Origin of the sequence: Curtobacterium sp. MCPF17_001 (genome assembly GCF_003234615.1) — a bacterium.
Taxonomy (GTDB): domain Bacteria; phylum Actinomycetota; class Actinomycetes; order Actinomycetales; family Microbacteriaceae; genus Curtobacterium.
In genome coordinates this window covers 96,174-112,890 of the sequence record NZ_QKSL01000010.1, presented here as the reverse complement: position 1 = coordinate 112,890, position 16,717 = coordinate 96,174, and the positions used below count along the sequence as shown (strand labels likewise).

Sequence of the window (16,717 nt, the reverse complement as noted above, 5' to 3'; positions counted from 1 at the left end):
CGATCGGTCACGCTGTGGGTGGAGCGGCTGCAGTGCGTAGGCGGGCCGGCTCCAGCGCGCGGGCAGAGCGGGTGCAGCGCGTGGGCGGAGCGGCTGCGGTGGGTCAGTTCCGCTGCGCCGCGGCCAGGAGGTCCGGGCCACGTCGGTCGAACACCGCGCCTCCGACGACGACGCCGAGCACCAGGACGACCACGCCGATCCCGATCCCGACACCGAGGACGAGCGTGAGCGACGGGTCCTCCGCCCCGATGAGCGCGCGCACGCCGAACCACCCGGCCGGCACCATGCAGAGCACCGTGCCGATGACCATCAGGGTCTGCGCGACGGTCGCCGTCGCCCCCGCGGCCTGCGGCTGGTGGAACGGGTGGTCACCCGGTCGGACGGTCGGGTACGGCAGTGCGACCGAGACGATGCTCGACAGGCCGAGACCGCCGAGCAACCCGCTCGCCGACACCGCCACGAGCAACGGGAACGCGGCCATGTCGCCGTACAGCCAGGCGGACACCGCAGCCCCGGCGACCAGCAGGGGGACGCCGACGACGATGAGCGGCACCAGACGACCGAGGCGGTCGGTCCAGCCCGGAGCGCCCGAGGCGACGTGCAACCACACCGCCGTGTTGTCGTAGGAGACGTCGTTGTGCGGCAGGAACCCGGCGATCAGGGCCATCAGCGGCAGCGGCACGAGGGCCGTCCACGCCCAGGGCACCCCGGCGACACCGAGCGGCAGCACCACGATCGGCACGAACGCCAGGATCAGGTACGAGCTGCGGTACCGCGGGTCGCGGGTCCAGTACGTCAGCGCCCGGGCCGCGACGGCGCCGAACGGGGTCGAGCCGAGCCGGTCGAACCAGCCCAGCGCGCGGTGTCGGCGCGCACGGAGCGGACGTGGGACCGTGACGAGCACGTGACCGACCAGTGCCCACCAGGCCAGGCCGAGCAGCCCGACGACGACGAGCGCCACGAGAAGCCGGGCGACCGCCGTCCCGACGTGACCGGTCGCGGCGTCGGCGGGCACGGCCCACGCTGCACCCCACGGCGTCCACCCGGCGATGTCGGCGAGTCCCTGCAGTGCGGGTCCGGCCGGGTCGAGCCGGTCGGTCCGGAGCAGGAGCGACACGGACGGGACGAGCAGCACGAGTCCGACGAGCACCACGGGCCAGTTGGCCTCGCGGACGCGGTGGCCGGCGAACGCCAGCGCGCCGAGCGTGCTGCCGACGCGGATGAGCAGGGCCGTGGTGGCGAGCACGAGCACGGCGGCGACGACGGCCAGGAGGGCCGGGCCGGCACCGCGACTCCAGGTGACGACCTGCGCGACGGCGAGCACGGCGACCGCGACGACCGGGATGCCCAGGAGCCCGGCGACACCGAGTCCGACGGCCAGGTCGCGCTGCCCGATCCCGAACGCGGCGAAGCGCCGTGGGTCGAACTGGTCGGCGACACCGACGGCGAACGGCACGACGGTGCAGCCGATGGCCACCGCCGTGCCGACCAGGACCACGATCGTCCGTGCGGCGACCGGGTCGGCGGTGCGGAGCCCGCCGAGGACGGTCGCCGCCCAGAGGACGACGACCAGGGCGACCAGGCTGCCCACGACCACGGCGGCCGGACGGCGTGCCCCACCGCGGACCTGGCCCGCGAGCAGGTCGACCCTCAGCCGGAGAAGCTGTGCAACCATTCCATGCTCTCTGCGACGGGACGACCGCCGGCGAGTTCGACGAACTTGTCCTCGAGGCTGCGACGACCGCGGACCTGCGCCATGGTGCCGGCGGCCAGGACCTTGCCGCCGACGATGATCGCCACGGAGTCGCACGTGCGCTGGACGAGTTCCATCGAGTGGCTGGAGAGCACGACGGTGCCGCCCCCCGCGGTGTAGCGCCGCAGGATGTCCGTGATGGTCGTCGCGCTGACCGGGTCGACGGACTCGAACGGTTCGTCGAGCACCAGCACGCGCGGCGAGTGGATGAGCGTGGCGGCGAGGGCGATCTTCTTCGCCATGCCCATCGAGTAGTCCGCGACCGGTCGACCGAGGGCGTCGCCGAGGCCGAACGCCTCGGCCAGGTCGGCGCTGCGGCTCCGGGCGGTCTTGCCGTCGAGTCCGCGCAGCGTCGCGGAGTAGAAGAGCATCTGCGCGCCGGTCAGGCGGTCGAACAGGCGGAGCCGGTCCGGCAGGACGCCCATCGCCCGCTTGGCGGCGGTCGGGTCGGCCCAGACGTCGTGGTCGAGCACGGTCACGGTGCCGGCGTCCGGGCGCAGGAGGCCCGTGAGGACCGAGAGCGTCGTCGTCTTGCCGGCGCCGTTCGGGCCGACGACCCCGAAGATCGAGCCCTTCCGGATCTCCAGGTCGACGTCGTCCACGGCGAGCGTCTGGCCGTACCGCTTGACGAGGCCGTCGGCGCGGAGCACGACGGGCTGCTGCGGCACGTTCGGCCGACCGGTCGGGCGCTTCGTCGTGGTCGAGCCGGGCGCGCCGCCCGTGCCGGCCGAGCCGCCCGAGCCGTTCCGGGATGCCGACGTGCCGGAGCCGCCCCGGGCCTCCCGGCCGTCCGGCTCGTCGCCCGTGCGGGCCGAGCCCTGCGGCCGGGTCGCCCGGCCGGAACGCTTGTCCCGCTTCTTCCCCTGGCGAGGCTGTGGCGTCGTGCTCGACGGCGACCCGGCGGGCAGGACGTCCGCCCCCGCCGTCGTCTCCGAGTCGGTCCTGTCGTCCGTCATGTCGTCACCCGCGGGCGCGCCGTACGCACCCGTGTCCCCCGTGTCGTCGTGGTCGTCGTCGCCCGTCCCCAGGGCGACGGTCGTGCCGTCGTCGTCCGCGTCGGCCGTCCACGTCGCGTCCGACGTGCTGTAGACGTCGTCGTTTCCCGTTGTTCCTGCCGACACGAGGCCAACCGTACCAACGGTTCCGACCACTCGCTGAGCCGTGTCGGACCGGGTCACGAATTGAACACGATGCTGCCCGACCCGTACCCCGGCACCGGGTGGTTCCGTATCATTCACCGAGACACGACGGAGTGTTCACCACTCGGAAACCTGCCCGCAGCGCTCCCGGAGCGGTTGCTGGACCGGGCGTTCGTCGCTCCGGATCACGCGACTCCCGGCCAACTCGAACGCGGTGCGAGCAGTATCCAGGAAAGCCGTATCGAAGTGCCCGTCAGGACACGCTCGACGTGTCCCCCAGTGCGGACCGGAACCTCCACCCTCACGGGCGGACCGGACGCAGGCGGACACCGGAAGGGACAAGCATGACCACGCAGATCGTCATCCTCGCAGCGGGGATGGGCAGCCGCCTCGGGCGCAGCCTGCCGAAGCCGCTCACCGAGCTCAGCGACGGCCGCACCATCATGCAGCAGCAGTTCGACAACATCCGTGCCGCCTTCGGGTCCAGCGCGCGGGTCACGATCGTCGTCGGCTACAAGTCGGAGTACATCGTCGAGGCCTTCCCCGAGGCGAACTTCGTCTACAACGAGTCCTACGACTCCACGAACACCTCGAAGAGCCTGCTCCGGGCACTCAAGGCGACCGGCAAGAGCGGCGTCCTCTGGATGAACGGCGACGTGGTCTTCGACCCGATGGCACTCGTCCGTGCCGCCGACATGATCGACGAGGGTAGGTCGTTCGTCAGCGTCAACACCGAGAAGGTCTCCGACGAAGAGGTCAAGTACACGATCGACGCCGAGGGCTTCATCGCGAAGCTCTCGAAGAAGGTCGTCGGCGGCCTGGGTGAAGCCGTGGGCATCAACTACGTCTCCGCAGCTGACAAGCAGGCGCTGATCCGCCAGCTCGGCCGGGTCGACGACCAGGAGTACTTCGAGGGCGGCATCGAGGCTGCCATCGCCGAGGACGGGCTACGCTGGACGCCGATCGACATCTCCGACCTGTACGCGGTCGAGATCGACTTCGCCGAGGACCTGCAGCGCGCGAACGACCTGTTCGCCTGAGCCCGGTCAGGATCCCCCGATCCGGCCCACCGGCCCGGGTGGCCCGCCCCTCGGCGCGGTCCCGGCCGGAGGGAACCCATGACTGACGCGCAGACGCAGACCACCGTCGTCGCCGCGACGCCGGTGGCTCCGCGTGGTTCCGGTCGTCGGTACCGCCAGGCCCTCTGGCTGCTGACGGTGCGCGACCTGCGTGTGCGGTACTCGACGTCGGCGCTCGGGTACTTCTGGTCGATCCTCGACCCGCTGGTGATGTCGGCCATCTACTGGTTCGTCTTCACCCAGGTGTTCCACCGCGGCAAGGTGGGTGAGGAGCCGTACATCGTCTTCCTGCTCACCGCGCTGCTGCCCTGGATGTGGTTCACCGGGGCCGTGTCGGACTCGACGCGGGCCTTCATCAAGGAAGCCAAGCTGATCCGCTCGACGACGATCCCGCGGAGCATCTGGGTCGCCCGGATCGACGCGTCGAAGGGCATCGAGTTCCTGCTGAGCATCCCGGTGCTCGCGGTCTTCGTCATCGCCACCGGAGCCCACCTGCACTGGCAGGTCGTGCTGTGGCCGCTGGCGATCGTTCTGCAGGTCGCGCTGGTCTACGGCCTCGGGCTCATCGTGGCACCGCTCGTGGTCTTCTTCCGCGACCTCGAGCGAGCGGTCAAGCTCGTCCTGCGCTTCCTGTTCTACGCATCCCCGATCATCTACGGCACGCAGGCGTTGCCGGAGGCCCTGCACGACCTCGCCGCGATCAACCCGCTGAGCGGCATCTTCGGCATCTACCGCTCGGCGTTCTTCCCCGGGCAGCTGGACTGGAAGGAGGTGCTCGCGTCGGTCGTCGTCACGGGCATCGTCCTCGTCATCGGGCTCGTCGTGTTCCGTCGGAGCGAGCACCGCGTCCTCAAGGAGCTGTGATGGCCACGACCGAACCCGTGACGACCGCTCGCGCCACCGCGCCGGTGATCTCCGTGACCGACGCCGGGATCCGCTTCAAACGGAACCGCCGTGCCAGCCGGAGCTTCAAGGACCTCTTCGGCCGGGGACAGCGCCGGCGGAAGGCGGACGAGTTCTGGGCGCTCCGGAACGTGTCGTTCGACGTCCGTCCCGGCGAGGCCATCGGCGTCGTCGGACGGAACGGACAGGGCAAGTCGACGCTCCTCAAGCTCGTCGCCCAGGTGATGCTGCCGGACGAGGGCCGTGTGCACGTCGGCGCCGGTGTCGCGCCGCTGATCGAGATCACCGGCGGGTTCGTCGGCGACCTCACGGTGCGGGACAACGTCTACCTGACCGCGGGGCTGCACGGCATGTCGCGGGCCGAGATCCGTGCCGCCTTCGACGAGGTCATCGCGTTCGCCGAGATCGCGGACTTCGTCGACACCCCCTACAAGCACCTGTCGAGCGGCATGAAGGTGCGGATCGCCTTCGCCGTCATCTCGCGGTTGGACGAGCCGGTGATCCTGGTCGACGAGGTCCTGGCCGTGGGCGACAAGAAGTTCCGCGAGAAGTGCTACAAGCGGATCGAGGAGCTCCTGGCGGGCGGCCGGACGCTGTTCTTCGTCTCGCACAACGACAAGGACCTGCGCCGGTTCTGCGACCGGGGCCTGTACCTCGACGGTGGCCGACTGCAGTTCGACGGACCCATCGACGAGGCCCTCGAGCGGTACAACGCGGACCACGGCGTCTGACGCCCACTCCTCCACAACCGAGCACCTCCGCAGCACGCTCCACAGCCCCGGTTCCCCGAGGGCCCTCCGGGGGTCCCGACGTCGGACCCCACCCCTAGCGTGCTCCCCATGCACCACCCCACCACCGCCTACCCGGTTCCCTTCTCCATCGACCGATCAGCCGCTCCACGCCGCTACGAACTGGTCAACACCAGTACCGAGACCCTCGACGGGATCTCCCTCACCCACCTCGGCACCGGCTACTCGCCGCCGCTCGTCGTCCGACGCCTCGAGCCGGGGCGCGGCCTGTCCCTGGCCGTCTTCGGCGCCGGCGCGGACGAGACCGGTGTCGTCATCGTCCGGTGGCGCCGACCGGACCGCACGGAGTTCCTGTGGCGGATGTCGCTCGCCGGACCCGGGTTCGCCCCGTGACCGGGCACCCGGCCCGGGGCATCCGGACGCCCGTGCGACGGCGCCGACACCGGCGGCGCCCACACGGGCGACGCCGGCGCACGCCGGAGGTCAGTCGGCCGATCGGGAGCGCGCGACCTCATGCCAGCGTGCGACGAGCCGGTCGATCGCGTCGTGGAAGCGCGCCGTGGCGACGCCCGGCGTGGTGTCCCCGAAGTACCGCTCCACCCAGTGGCGGAGTCGGGCCAGTTCGTCCGCGTCCGTGGCGGCGCGGTCCACCCGCGCCACGACGTCCTCGGCGTCCTCCGCCCGCAGCCAGTTCGCGTCACCCAGGTAGCCGCGCTCGTCGACGTCGGCCTCGGGCGACACCGGTCGGGTGACGATCAGGGGCTTGCCCACGGCCAGGCGGTCGTAGATCATCGCGCTGATGTCGGTGATCGCCACGTCGGCCCCGGCGAGCTGCCAGCCCAGCGTCGGCCCGTCGTCGTACACGTGGTGCGCCGACGGGTCGGCGGCGTTCGCGGCCGTGATGGCGGCGACGATCCGCTGGTGGGCCGACCGGTAGTCCGCGTCGAGCACCCCACTGCGAGGGTGCGGCCGGTACACCAGCCGGTGTCGTGCCGACGCCAGGACCTGCTCCGCGATCGTCGTGCCGTGGCTGGCGATCGACCCGTAGGCGGCCGCGGGACGGTCGCCCTCCCAGGTCGGCGCGTACAGCACGACGGTGCGGTCGTCCGCCGGGTACGGCGGCTCGCCGGCGAAGTGGTCCGCCTGGGGCCGACCGATCGCGATCGTGCGCGCGTCCAGGTCGTAGTCCCAGAGCGCGTCGGCGAGCCGGTCCCGGGCCGCGTCGCCGGCGATCAGCGCGGCGTCGTAGGCCTTGAACTGGTTCGTCGTCATGTACATCTTGTCGCTCTCGCCGTGGTTGACGAAGACGTGCCACATCCGCCCGTACCGCATCATCTGGAAGTTGCGGGCGTTCTGGTTGACGTAGAGCACCACCTTCGGCGCCTGCTCGGTGACGAAGCGCTCGAGGTCGACCACCTGCCGGGCGTAGACGACGGGGACGGGTGACTCGTCCGCCAACACCAGCATCGCTCCGGGGCTGCGGGACAGGATCGCCACCCCGCGGTGCCGGGCCAGTTCGGCGAGCGGGCCGTACCACTGGCGGATCTGGTACATGTTCACCGGACCGTCGGCGAAGTAGACGGCGATCTCGACGGTCCCCGGTGCCGGCATCGGCATCGAGGGCAACCGACGGGCCAGCTGCGACCGCGTCTGCCGCGACCGCCACAGCCGTTGCGCGAGCCGGATCGCGGTACGGGCGTCCTTGACGATGGCCATGCTGTGCTCCTGGGCGGTGGGTCGGACAGGTCGTTCGGTGCGGTGCAGGACGGACGGGAGGCGCGCCTCCCGTCCGTCCCGACCCTGTCAGACGACGGGTGGGCGGCCGGCCAGCGTCATCCGGCCGATCGTCAGCCAGCCCATCACGTGGACCGGCCCGCAGTCGGTGCGCCACCCCTCGGCGACACCACCGAACCAGGTCGCGAGCCGCCGCGGCGACCGCCACCAGCGCAACACCTGGATCGCGGCCCAGCTGCCGACGTACAGGGGCCGGAGCACGGCGGGCAGGTTGCGCCGCGCCAGCCACACCCGGTTCCGGGCGTTGAGGCGGACGTACTCGCGGTGGCGCGCCGGGTCGATCGCCGGGTGGTTCGCGACGAGCTCGCCCGCGTACCAGGTGCGTCGTCCGGCGCCCCAGACCCGCCACGCGAGCTCGATGCCCTCGTGCGCGTAGAAGTACTCGGCTCCCCAACCGCCGACCGCCCGCCAGACGTCCATCGGCAGGACGACGGCGCCCTCCCAGACGGAGAACACCGGTGAGCTCTGCTCCGGGTCGCCCTTCCGGATCCGTGGCACCCAGCGTCGGGGGTTCGCCGACCCGGTGGGGTCGACCACCCGTGGCTGCACCAGCCCGAGCGACGGGTCGTGCTCGAACAGGGCGATGGCGTCGCGGAGGAACGTCGGCGACGGGACCGAGGCGTCGTCGTCGAGGAAGAACACGTAGTCACCGTCGACCTCGGCGGCACCGGCGTTGCGGCCAGCGGGGATGCCGAGGTTCTCCGGCAGGGCGAGCGCGCGGACGCCGTCGGGCAGTCCGACCGGCTGCCAACCGTTGCCGACGCAGACCACGTCGAGCTCGACGCCCTGCTGCGCGAGCACGCTCTCGAGGCCCCGTCGCAGGTCCTCGGGTCGGGTGCCCTGTGACAGGCTCACCACGGCCACGCGCGGTCGGTCGCGGTGCGGCACCGCCTCCCGACGGAGCGTGCCGGGCCTCACGCGCGGACCCGCTTCGACGACATGATCGCCAGGAAGTGCCCGGCGGTGGCGAGGACGGCGAGCGGCAGGAGCGCCCCGACCAGGATCCGGTCGGCCAGCGGGTGCCCGATGACGAGCGCCAGCAGGGCGACGACGAACGTGATGATCGTCAGTTCGACGGAGTGGTAGAGCCGGTGGAACGGCAGGAAGCGGGCGACACGGCGGAGCGTCGCGAGCCGGGCACCCGACGGCGCGGTGACTCCGTCGCGCCGGTCGGCGAGCTTCTCCATGCCGCCGTGCGCACGCGCCACGTGCACCATGTCGTTGAGGGCCTTGTTGAGGACGATGACCAGGCCGAGGGCGCAGCCGATCGTCGTCCACATCCAGTCGACGCCGTGGATCGGCCACGTCGCCGCCCGGACGCCGAGTGCGATCGGGATGAGCCCCTCGGTCGTGTAGTGCCCGACCTTGTCGAGGAAGATGCCGGCCGGGGAACGGGTCCCGCGCCACCGGGCGACCTCGCCGTCGGAGCAGTCGACGAGCATCTGCAGTTGCCCGAGCACGAGCGCGAGCAGCGCACCCCAGATGCCCGGGATGAGCAGCGCGGCCGCGGTGGACCACCCGACCAGGATCATCAGACCGGTGACCTGGTTCGCACTGACCCGGGTGCGGAGCAGCACCGACGTCAGGTACGGCGAGACGTCCCGCAGGTAGAGCGAGGCCGTCCAGTGCTCGGCGTTGGCGCGCGCACGGACCTCGTCCGGCTGGGCGACCGCCCGCAGTTCGGCGATCGAGGTCGGGCGGGTGAACCCGCGGGCGTCCCGGGGGTCCGGCGCGCCGCCGTTCCCGAGGTCATCGTCGGCCATGTCGGTCACCGTCCCGTGTGCGTGGTCAGATCGGAGGTCCGCGTCAGGAACCCGATGATGAAGCCGACACCCCAGCCGACGTGGATGCACGGCAGCACGACGAGCAGCCACGCCCGCGTCGCCGGCACCGATCGCCGCGACACCGCGAGGGCACCGACGACGACGAAGAGCAGGTAGACCGCCGGGATCGCGAACCCGGTCATCGCCCACGCCGACGGCGAGCCGAGGACCGCCCCGACGACACCGACGAGTCCGGCGACCAGCCCGAGGGCGACGGCCACGACCATCAGCGGCGGGACGAAGTAGCGCAGCCCGTTGCCGGCCGGGAACCGCCGTGCCAGTTCGCCGCGCCAGAGACCGGTGGCCACGAACTGACGCACCAGACGTTTCAGGCTCGGGCGCGGACGGTAGGTGACGACGAGCTCCGGCGTGAACCAGACCGTGCCGCCCGTGGTCCGGAGGCGCCGGTTGAGCTCCCAGTCCTGCCCGCGCTTGATCCCCTCGTCGAAGAGACCGACCGCGAACAGGCGCTCACGTCGGAACACCCCGAGGTACGCCGTCTCAGCGGGGCCCGCCTGCCCACCGACGTGGTGCGGGGTCCCACCGAGGCCGACGCGGCTGCCGTAGGCGAGGGCAACGGCCTGCTCGAACGGCGTCCGCCCCTCGGCCCGCATGATGCCGCCGACGTTGTCGGCTCCGGACTCCTGCAGGGTCCGGACGGCGATGCGCGTGTAGTCGGGAGGAAGGACACTGTGCGCGTCGACCCGCACCACGATCGGGTGCTCGGAGGCACGGATCGCGACGTTGAGACCGGCGGGCGTCGACCCGACGGGGTTGTCGACCGCGCGGATCCGCGGGTCGGCGGCGCTCATCTCGGCGACGAGTTCGTTCGTGCCGTCGATCGACGGACCCAGTGCCAGGATGACCTCGAACGGCCCGGCGTAGTCCTGGTCGAGCAGGCTGCCGACCGCGGCGCGGACCTCGGTCACCTCGTTGAGGACGGGCATGACGTAGGAGACACCCGGCAGGGCCTGTCCGTCGTGCTGCATGTGATCCTCGGGGTCCGGCGGGCGCGACACGACCTGGTGGGGCCGCCCCGCAGAGCGGACCGAGCCTATCAAGCACCCGAGGCGGACACCTGGCCGCACCCTGGACCGGCGCGGGAGCAGATCCCGTCGAGCCGGTCCGGCGGTACTGGCCGGTCCCGCCCGTGCCCCGGACGGACGGGAGGCCCGCCACCGGACCGGTGGCGGGCCTCCCGTCAGGGGTCGGTCGGGTCACTTCGAGCTGTCGTAGGTCCCCAGCTGGACGTCGGCGGTCCGGGTCTCGCCGTTGCGGACGTAGGTGACCTTCGTCGTGGCACCACCGGCGAAGAAGCGGACCTGCGCGGTGAGGTCCGTCGCGTCGGCGATCGTGGCGTCGCCGAGCTTCGTGACGACGTCGCCCTTCTGCAGCCCGGCGTCGGCGGCCGCGCCACCGGAAACGACCGACTTGATGAGGGCGCCGACCTGCGAGGCGTTGGCGTCCTCTGTCGCGTCACCGACCGACGCACCGAGCAGGCCGTGCGTGGCCTTGCCGTTGTCGACGATCTCGGACGCGACGCGCTTCACCAGGTTCGACGGGATCGAGAACCCGACGCCGATGCTGCCCGACTGGGCGCTCGACGAGCTCGAGCTGCCGGCGCTGGCGATGGCGACGTTGATGCCGATCAGCCGGCCCTTGTCGTCGAGCAGCGCACCGCCCGAGTTGCCGGGGTTGATCGACGCGTCGGTCTGGATCACCGGCAGGGACACCGTGGTGCTCGCCGAGGAACTGCTGCCGTTGTCGCCGTTGCCCCAGAAGTCGAACGGGCCGTTGCCGTTGTTGCCCTGGCCCTCGTTCGAGTCGCCGCCCGCGTTCGGGTCGCTCGACGTCACCTGGATGCTGCGGTTCAGGGTCGAGACGATGCCGTCCGTGACGGTGTTCGACAGTCCCAGCGGAGCACCGATCGCCACGGCGGTGTCACCCACGTTGAGCTTCGACGAGTCGGCGAAGTCCATCGGGGTGAGGTCCGGCGCGTCGATCTTGATGACCGCGAGGTCCACCGTCGGATCGGTGCCGACGAGCTTGCCCTTGTAGACGCGGCCGTTCGAGGTCGTCACCGAGATGGTGCCGCTCGAGCTGTCGCCGTCGAGCGTCACCACGTGGGTGTTCGTGACGATGTAGCCGTCCTTGTTCAGGATGACGCCGGAACCGGTGCCGGCTTCGCTGCTCGCCGAGACGTTGATCGTGACGACGGAGGGAGTGGCCTTCGCGGCGACCGCGGTCACGACGGTGGCCGAGTCGTAGTCGTTGACGGTCAGGTTCCCGCCGCTCTGCGAGGTGCCGGAGCCACTCGAGGTGGCGTTGCCGTCGGTGGCCGAGTCGGCGGCCCAGACTATGCCGCCGCCGATGAGCCCGCCGACCAGGGCGATGGCCACGGCGGGCAGCAGGAGCCTGTTGCGGCCGGGACGCTCGCGGGTGGTGGTGCCGGTCGACGCGGGAGCGCCGGAGAAGTAGTGGCCGTTCGCACGCTGCTGGTCCGCGGCGTCACCGAACGAGCTCGTCGCAGAGGAGGGCGGCTGGTCGGACGACGGGGTCGGGGCTGCGGCGCCGGAGTACTCGCCGTAGCGTGGGCGGTCCTGGCCGTACTGGCCCTGCTGGCCGTACTGCGAGGTCTGGCCGTACTGACCCTGCTGGCCGTACTGCGACGCCTGGCCGTACTGACCCTGCTGGCCGTACTGCGACGCGTCACCGTACTGACCCTGGCCGTACTGACCCTGCTGGCCGTACTGACCCTGGCCGTACTGCGCGTCCTGGCCGTACTGACTCTGGCCGTACTGGCTCTGACCGTATTGCGGGTCCTGGCCGTACTGACCCTGCTGGCCGTACTGACCCTGCTGCGAGTACTGGCCGTACTGCCCGTACGTCGCGTCCTGGGCGTCGTACCCGGTCTGAGCATCGTGTCCGGTCCGGCCGTACTCGGCGGTCGCCGTGGCGTCGGCGTCCGAGGACGATCCGCCGCCGAAGGTCGGGTACGGGGTCGTGTACTGCTCGGTCGGGTGGTCGGAGGCAACCGTGTGCTCGCCCTCCGCTCCGGGAGTCGTCCCCACCACGTCCGTGTCGTCGGCGTCGCGGTGCCCGTGCTGGCTGCCGTTCGCCTCGTCCGGACCGGTGGTCTCGTCGCGACGGTCGTCGTCGCCGTGCCCGTTGGGCGTGGTGTCGCTCATGCTGGACGTGCTCCTTTCAAGCCCCTGCAGTCTCCACCACCGACCTGGGCGGTCATGATGGCGCACCTGCGAGGTGGCCAAGCCGATCGTATGCGTCCGCTGTGTGCACGGTCCGCACAGGAGGCCCGCGGCTCCGGGGCCGGCACGGGGCGGACGCTAGGTTGGTGGCCAGCGTGCGCCGCGCCTCCCGGCCGGTGCCGCGACGTCGAGAGGGGTCGCTCATGCGGCAGACCGGTCCGTGGCTGCGAGCCGCCGAGGGCGCCATGCTCCTGGGAGCCGACGGGGTGCCCGCGCCGACCGTCTTCGCCGAGATGAGCGCGCTGGCGGCGGCGACCGGGGCGATCAACCTCGGGCAGGGCTTCCCGGACGAGGACGGTCCGGTCGAGGTGCTGGAGGCCGCGGTCCGCGCGATCCGCACCGGTGCGAACCAGTACCCACCGGGCCGTGGCACGCCGGACCTGCGCGCTGCCGTCGCGGAACACCAGGCACGGTGGTACGGCCTGGACGTCGATCCCGACCGGGAGGTCTTGGTCACCGCCGGCGCGACCGAGGCCCTCGCCGCCACCCTGCTCGCCCTGGTCGAGCCCGGCGACGAGGTCATCACCTTCGAGCCGTTCTACGACGCCTACGGCGCCCTCATCCGCTTGGCCGGCGCGACGCACGTCACCGTCCCGCTCCGGGCCCCGGACTTCCTGCCGGACGAGGCGGACCTGCGTGCCGCGTTCTCCGACCGCACCCGCGTCGTCCTCGTGAACACCCCGCACAACCCCACCGGTCGGGTGCTGCCGGTCGAGGTCCTCCGCACCGTGGTCGAGCTCGCCGAGCGGTCCGACGCGGTCATCGTCACCGACGAGGTCTACGAGCACCTGGCGTTCGCCGGCACGCACGTCCCGCCGGTCACACTCCCCGGGGCACGCGAACGGACCGTGTCGATCTCCAGCGCCGGCAAGACCTTCAACACGACGGGGTGGAAGATCGGCTGGCTCACCGCTCCCCCGGCGCTGGTCCAGGCCATCACGACCGTCAAGCAGTACCTGACGTTCGTCAACGGGGCGCCGTTCCAACCGGCGATCGCCACCGGGCTGCGACTGCCCGACGCGGTGTTCGCCGGCATCGCGGCCGATCTCGGGGCGAAGCAGGAGATCCTGGCCGACGGCCTCGCCGCCGCCGGCTTCGACGTCCTCCGGCCGGACGCCGGCTACTTCGTCATCGCGGACGCGGCACCCCTCGGGTACGACGACGCCCGGGCCCTCTGCCTGGAGCTCCCGGGGATCGCCGGCGTCGTCGGTGTGCCGGTGTCCGCGTTCGTCCGGCCCGACCACGTCGACGGGTACCGGTCGCTCATCCGGTTCGCCTTCTGCAAGCGGCGGTCGGTGCTCGAGGAGGCCGTGGCCCGGCTGGCGGGGCTCGCCGCGGCTGTCTGAGCGCCTCCCGCCGACCCGTCGGCGTCGGTGGCCAGCCTGCGCTGTCGCCCTCAGCCCCGCGCGCGCACGTCGTACCGACGGAGTGACAGGGACGGGTTGACGGTCCGCACCCGCTCGGTGACCGCGGTGTCGACGGTCGTGACGAGCAGCCCGGGCTCGGCCCCGAGCGCGGCGACGGCGGTGCCGGTGGGGTCGAGTGCGACCGATCCCCCGATGCCGACGGGCGGCGCCTGCCCGACGCCGAGCACCCACACCGTGTTCTCGATCGCCCGCGCCGTGAGCAGCGTCCGCCAGTGGTGCTCCTTGCCCGGCCCGCGCACCCACTCCGCCGGGACGACCACCACATCGGCAGCACCGTCCTCGGGGGCCGCCAGGCGGCGCGTGACCTCGGGGAAACGCAGGTCGTAGCAGGTCTCCAGCCCGACCCGGACGCCGTCGAACGTGAACACCGGCAGCTGCTCCGGATCGCCGGGCTCGATGTGGTCCGACTCGCGGGAGCCGAAGGCGTCGTAGAGGTGCACCTTCCGGTACGTGCTGACGAGCGAACCGTCCGGAGCGATCGCCACGAGGGTGTTGCGGAAGCGGTCCGCCCTCTGCCCCGCCTCGGCGACGCCGACCACGAGCGCGATCCCGGTGCTGCGCGCGATCCGGCGGAGCCCCGTCACGAACGGACCGTCGAGCGGTTGGGCTGCGGCGACGAAGCGGTCGTCGATCTCCGGGGTGAAGTACGACGTGTACTCGGGGGTGACCAGGAGCCGCGCACCCCGGGCCACCGCGTCGACCGCGGCCGCCCGCACGGCCTCGAGGTTCGCCGCGGGGTCGTCCACGGGGGCGAACTGGGCTGCCGCGATCGTCAGGGTCGTCACGGTGTCAGGGTAACCGCACGTCCGCCCGGCGGCCCCGGACGTCGGCCCGTCGGCTCCGGACGTCGGCCCGTCAGCCCCGGACGGCGAGGACGTTGAACGACCGCCGCAGGATCGCGACCACGTCGTCGTCGCCCGTCGCCCAGGTCGTGATCGACACGTCGAAGCACGCGAGCGCCGCCTGCACGATCGTCCGGGCACGCAGGTCGGTGTCCGTCCCGCGGAGACGATCGGCGACCAGTGGCGTGAGCGCCTCGGCCCACGCCTGGTGCTTCTCCAGGTTCCGCGCACGGAGCGACGGTGTGCTCGTCATCACCCGGACGGAACGACGCCCGGTCTCCGGGTCGTCGCCGCCGTGCACGAGCATCGTCGCGAAGGACTCGCGCAGGGCCGTCCAGACGGGCTCCTCGTCCGGCTGGTCCCGGAACGCCGCGGCGAGGGCGTCCCGGTGTCGTGCCGGATCGCCGATGACCGCGTCCTCCTTCGCCGGGAAGTACCGGTGGAAGCTCCGAGCCGAGATCCCTGCCTCGGCCGCCACCTGCTCGACGGTGACCCGGTCGAAGCCGTCCGCGTCGAAGCGGGCGATGGCCACCGCGGCGATGCGCGCCCGGACGGCGTCGCGCGTGATGTCGCGCAGGACGTTCCGCGTCGGCGTCGTCGTCTCGCTCATGGGGCGAGTCTACCGCGATGACAGGATGAGCCGTACTTGACAGTCTCTGCCAGGCTCGGCGTAGTGTGCCAACAGACATCCACTCGAGAGGAGAACGACATGCAGCAACGCACACTCGGACGACAGGGCCTCGTCGTCAGCGCGATCGGCTACGGCGCGATGGGGACGACCTTCGCGTACGGGCCCGGCGACGACACCGAGTCGATCACCGCGATCCGGCACGCCCACGAACTCGGCGTGACCCACTTCGACACCGCGGAGCTCTACGGGTGGGGGACGGGCGAACGCCTGCTCGGCGCCGCCCTCGCACCGATCCGCGACGAGGTCACCATCGCGACGAAGTTCGGCTTCACGCCCGACACCTTCGCCCCGAACTCGCAGCTCGACCACATCCGGCAGGTCGTCGACGCGAGCCTGCGCAACCTCGGTACCGACTCGATCGACGTGCTCTACCAGCACGTGCACGACCCCCGGGTACCGATCGAGGACGTCGTCGGCGTCATGCAGGAGTTCGTGCAGGCCGGCAAGGTCCGCTACCTCGGGTTGTCGAACACGGACGCGGAGAACATCCGCCGCGCACACTCGGTCCATCCGATCTCCGTGCTGCAGACGGAGTACTCGGTCTTCGCCCGCGAGTCCGAGGAGCTGTTCCCCGTCGTGGACGAGCTCGGCATCGGCCTCGTCGCGTACTCACCCCTGGCGCGCGGCTTCCTCAGCGGAGCCGTGCAGCCGCGGAGCGCGTACGCGGCGGACGACATCCGGCAGTGGCTGGAGTGGTGGGCACCCGAGCACTGGGACGCAAACACCGCGGTCGTCGGCGGCCTGACCGAGCTCGCCGACGAGAAGGGCATCTCGCTCTCCCAGCTCGCGCTCGCGTGGATCCTCGCGCAGCGCGACGACATCGTGCCGATCCCGGGGTCGCGCAACCCGCGGCGCGTCGCGGAGAACGTCGCCGCCGCCGAGGTGGCCCTGTCCGCGGACGAGCTCGCGCGCATCGACGTCCTCGGACGCGGCGTCCGTGGCGCACGCGCCACGAGCTGAGGAACAGCGCGAGGCCACGACTCGGCCCGGTGACGGACGGGAGGCCCGGTGCCAGCTGGCACCGGGCCTCCCGTCCGTCACCACAGCCGCCTCGGCGCTGCCGGGGATCGCGCCGTACCGGACAGCGAACGCGGCCAACCAAGTCCGCGGTGAACGCGAAGAAGCCCCGGTCCGTGAGGACCGGGGCTTCTTGTGTCGCATTGGTTGCGGGGGCAGGATTTGAACCTACGACCTCTGGGTTATGAGCCCAGCGAGCTACCGAACTGCTCCACCCCGCGGCACATGGAAAAC

At 71.7% G+C, this 16,717-nt stretch carries 15 protein-coding genes and 1 tRNA gene; 6 read left to right on the top strand and 10 right to left on the bottom strand.

What is annotated here, in order from left to right; genetic code table 11:
- Window positions 1-103: 103 nt before the first annotated feature.
- Window positions 104-1,675: an ABC transporter permease gene (locus DEJ24_RS11015; protein ID WP_146242577.1), complete on the bottom strand. Its 1,572-nt coding sequence runs from the start codon at window positions 1,673-1,675 to the stop codon at window positions 104-106.
- On the bottom strand, window positions 1,651-2,874 hold the full coding sequence (locus tag DEJ24_RS11010; protein WP_258374796.1) for an ABC transporter ATP-binding protein: 1,224 nt from the start codon (window positions 2,872-2,874) through the stop codon (window positions 1,651-1,653). Before DEJ24_RS11010 ends, DEJ24_RS11015 begins: the two co-directional genes overlap by 25 nt.
- Before the next feature lie 362 nt (window positions 2,875-3,236).
- Here DEJ24_RS11010 and DEJ24_RS11005 point away from each other — a divergent pair, with 362 nt between their 5' ends.
- The 4 genes from DEJ24_RS11005 to DEJ24_RS10990 all read left to right on the top strand — a co-directional run bounded on the left by DEJ24_RS11005 (window position 3,237) and on the right by DEJ24_RS10990 (window position 6,016).
- Window positions 3,237-3,932 (top strand): NTP transferase domain-containing protein, encoded by a 696-nt coding sequence (locus DEJ24_RS11005; RefSeq protein ID WP_111078668.1) that lies wholly within the window; start codon window positions 3,237-3,239, stop codon window positions 3,930-3,932.
- Between the two features lie 78 nt (window positions 3,933-4,010).
- Window positions 4,011-4,835 (top strand): ABC transporter permease, encoded by an 825-nt coding sequence (locus DEJ24_RS11000; RefSeq protein WP_111078667.1) that lies wholly within the window; start codon window positions 4,011-4,013, stop codon window positions 4,833-4,835.
- A complete protein-coding gene (locus DEJ24_RS10995; RefSeq protein WP_111078666.1) occupies window positions 4,835-5,605 on the top strand; it encodes an ABC transporter ATP-binding protein in 771 nt (256 codons plus the stop codon). The genes DEJ24_RS11000 and DEJ24_RS10995 overlap by 1 nt, the downstream gene beginning before the upstream one ends.
- A gap of 108 nt (window positions 5,606-5,713) precedes the next feature.
- The gene (locus DEJ24_RS10990; protein WP_111078665.1) at window positions 5,714-6,016 is read left to right on the top strand and encodes a hypothetical protein; all 303 of its coding nucleotides are present in this window, start codon (window positions 5,714-5,716) and stop codon (window positions 6,014-6,016) included.
- Between the two features lie 90 nt (window positions 6,017-6,106).
- Here DEJ24_RS10990 and DEJ24_RS10985 read toward each other — a convergent pair whose 3' ends face one another.
- The 5 genes from DEJ24_RS10985 to DEJ24_RS10965 all read right to left on the bottom strand — a co-directional run bounded on the left by DEJ24_RS10985 (window position 6,107) and on the right by DEJ24_RS10965 (window position 12,428).
- On the bottom strand, window positions 6,107-7,339 hold the full coding sequence (locus DEJ24_RS10985) for a CDP-glycerol glycerophosphotransferase family protein (RefSeq protein WP_111078664.1): 1,233 nt from the start codon (window positions 7,337-7,339) through the stop codon (window positions 6,107-6,109).
- 87 nt (window positions 7,340-7,426) lie between these two features.
- On the bottom strand, window positions 7,427-8,281 hold the full coding sequence (locus tag DEJ24_RS10980) for a glycosyltransferase family 2 protein (protein ID WP_258374632.1): 855 nt from the start codon (window positions 8,279-8,281) through the stop codon (window positions 7,427-7,429).
- A 50-nt stretch (window positions 8,282-8,331) separates the two neighbouring features.
- Window positions 8,332-9,180: a CDP-alcohol phosphatidyltransferase family protein gene (locus DEJ24_RS10975; RefSeq protein WP_111078701.1), complete on the bottom strand. Its 849-nt coding sequence runs from the start codon at window positions 9,178-9,180 to the stop codon at window positions 8,332-8,334.
- 5 nt (window positions 9,181-9,185) lie between these two features.
- Complete coding sequence (locus DEJ24_RS10970; RefSeq protein ID WP_111078663.1) at window positions 9,186-10,229, bottom strand: glycosyltransferase family 2 protein; 1,044 nt, start codon at window positions 10,227-10,229, stop codon at window positions 9,186-9,188.
- Window positions 10,230-10,457: 228 nt separating this feature from the next.
- Window positions 10,458-12,428 carry a S1C family serine protease gene (locus tag DEJ24_RS10965; protein ID WP_111078662.1) on the bottom strand — a complete coding sequence of 657 codons (1,971 nt, stop codon included), beginning with the start codon at window positions 12,426-12,428 and terminating at the stop codon, window positions 10,458-10,460.
- A 221-nt stretch (window positions 12,429-12,649) separates the two neighbouring features.
- Here DEJ24_RS10965 and DEJ24_RS10960 point away from each other — a divergent pair, with 221 nt between their 5' ends.
- Complete coding sequence (locus DEJ24_RS10960) at window positions 12,650-13,852, top strand: aminotransferase class I/II-fold pyridoxal phosphate-dependent enzyme (RefSeq protein ID WP_111078661.1); 1,203 nt, start codon at window positions 12,650-12,652, stop codon at window positions 13,850-13,852.
- Window positions 13,853-13,902: 50 nt separating this feature from the next.
- On the opposite strand, the gene DEJ24_RS10955 is transcribed toward DEJ24_RS10960, so the two are convergent.
- Entirely contained in the window at window positions 13,903-14,718 is an 816-nt protein-coding gene (locus tag DEJ24_RS10955) for a carbon-nitrogen hydrolase family protein (RefSeq protein WP_111078660.1), read from the bottom strand.
- 70 nt (window positions 14,719-14,788) lie between these two features.
- The gene (locus DEJ24_RS10950) at window positions 14,789-15,385 is read right to left on the bottom strand and encodes a TetR family transcriptional regulator (protein WP_111078659.1); all 597 of its coding nucleotides are present in this window, start codon (window positions 15,383-15,385) and stop codon (window positions 14,789-14,791) included.
- 99 nt (window positions 15,386-15,484) lie between these two features.
- Here DEJ24_RS10950 and DEJ24_RS10945 point away from each other — a divergent pair, with 99 nt between their 5' ends.
- Entirely contained in the window at window positions 15,485-16,426 is a 942-nt protein-coding gene (locus DEJ24_RS10945; protein WP_111078658.1) for an aldo/keto reductase, read from the top strand.
- Between the two features lie 201 nt (window positions 16,427-16,627).
- On the opposite strand, the gene DEJ24_RS10940 is transcribed toward DEJ24_RS10945, so the two are convergent.
- A tRNA-Met gene (locus DEJ24_RS10940) sits at window positions 16,628-16,704 on the bottom strand.
- Window positions 16,705-16,717: the final 13 nt, after the last annotated feature.

Excerpts from the sequence above, each read along its gene's own strand:
- DEJ24_RS11015 (WP_146242577.1), bottom strand. The coding sequence starts at position 1,675 with ATGGTTGCACAGCTTCTCCGGCTGAGGGTCGACCTGCTCGCGGGCCAG.
- DEJ24_RS11005 (WP_111078668.1), top strand. The coding sequence starts at position 3,237 with ATGACCACGCAGATCGTCATCCTCGCAGCGGGGATGGGCAGCCGCCTC.
- DEJ24_RS11000 (WP_111078667.1), top strand. The coding sequence starts at position 4,011 with ATGACTGACGCGCAGACGCAGACCACCGTCGTCGCCGCGACGCCGGTG.
- DEJ24_RS10995 (WP_111078666.1), top strand. The coding sequence starts at position 4,835 with ATGGCCACGACCGAACCCGTGACGACCGCTCGCGCCACCGCGCCGGTG.
- DEJ24_RS10990 (WP_111078665.1), top strand. The coding sequence starts at position 5,714 with ATGCACCACCCCACCACCGCCTACCCGGTTCCCTTCTCCATCGACCGA.
- DEJ24_RS10985 (WP_111078664.1), bottom strand. The coding sequence starts at position 7,339 with ATGGCCATCGTCAAGGACGCCCGTACCGCGATCCGGCTCGCGCAACGG.
- DEJ24_RS10975 (WP_111078701.1), bottom strand. The coding sequence starts at position 9,180 with ATGGCCGACGATGACCTCGGGAACGGCGGCGCGCCGGACCCCCGGGAC.
- DEJ24_RS10970 (WP_111078663.1), bottom strand. The coding sequence starts at position 10,229 with ATGCAGCACGACGGACAGGCCCTGCCGGGTGTCTCCTACGTCATGCCC.
- DEJ24_RS10965 (WP_111078662.1), bottom strand. The coding sequence starts at position 12,428 with ATGAGCGACACCACGCCCAACGGGCACGGCGACGACGACCGTCGCGAC.
- DEJ24_RS10960 (WP_111078661.1), top strand. The coding sequence starts at position 12,650 with ATGCGGCAGACCGGTCCGTGGCTGCGAGCCGCCGAGGGCGCCATGCTC.
- DEJ24_RS10950 (WP_111078659.1), bottom strand. The coding sequence starts at position 15,385 with ATGAGCGAGACGACGACGCCGACGCGGAACGTCCTGCGCGACATCACG.
- DEJ24_RS10945 (WP_111078658.1), top strand. The coding sequence starts at position 15,485 with ATGCAGCAACGCACACTCGGACGACAGGGCCTCGTCGTCAGCGCGATC.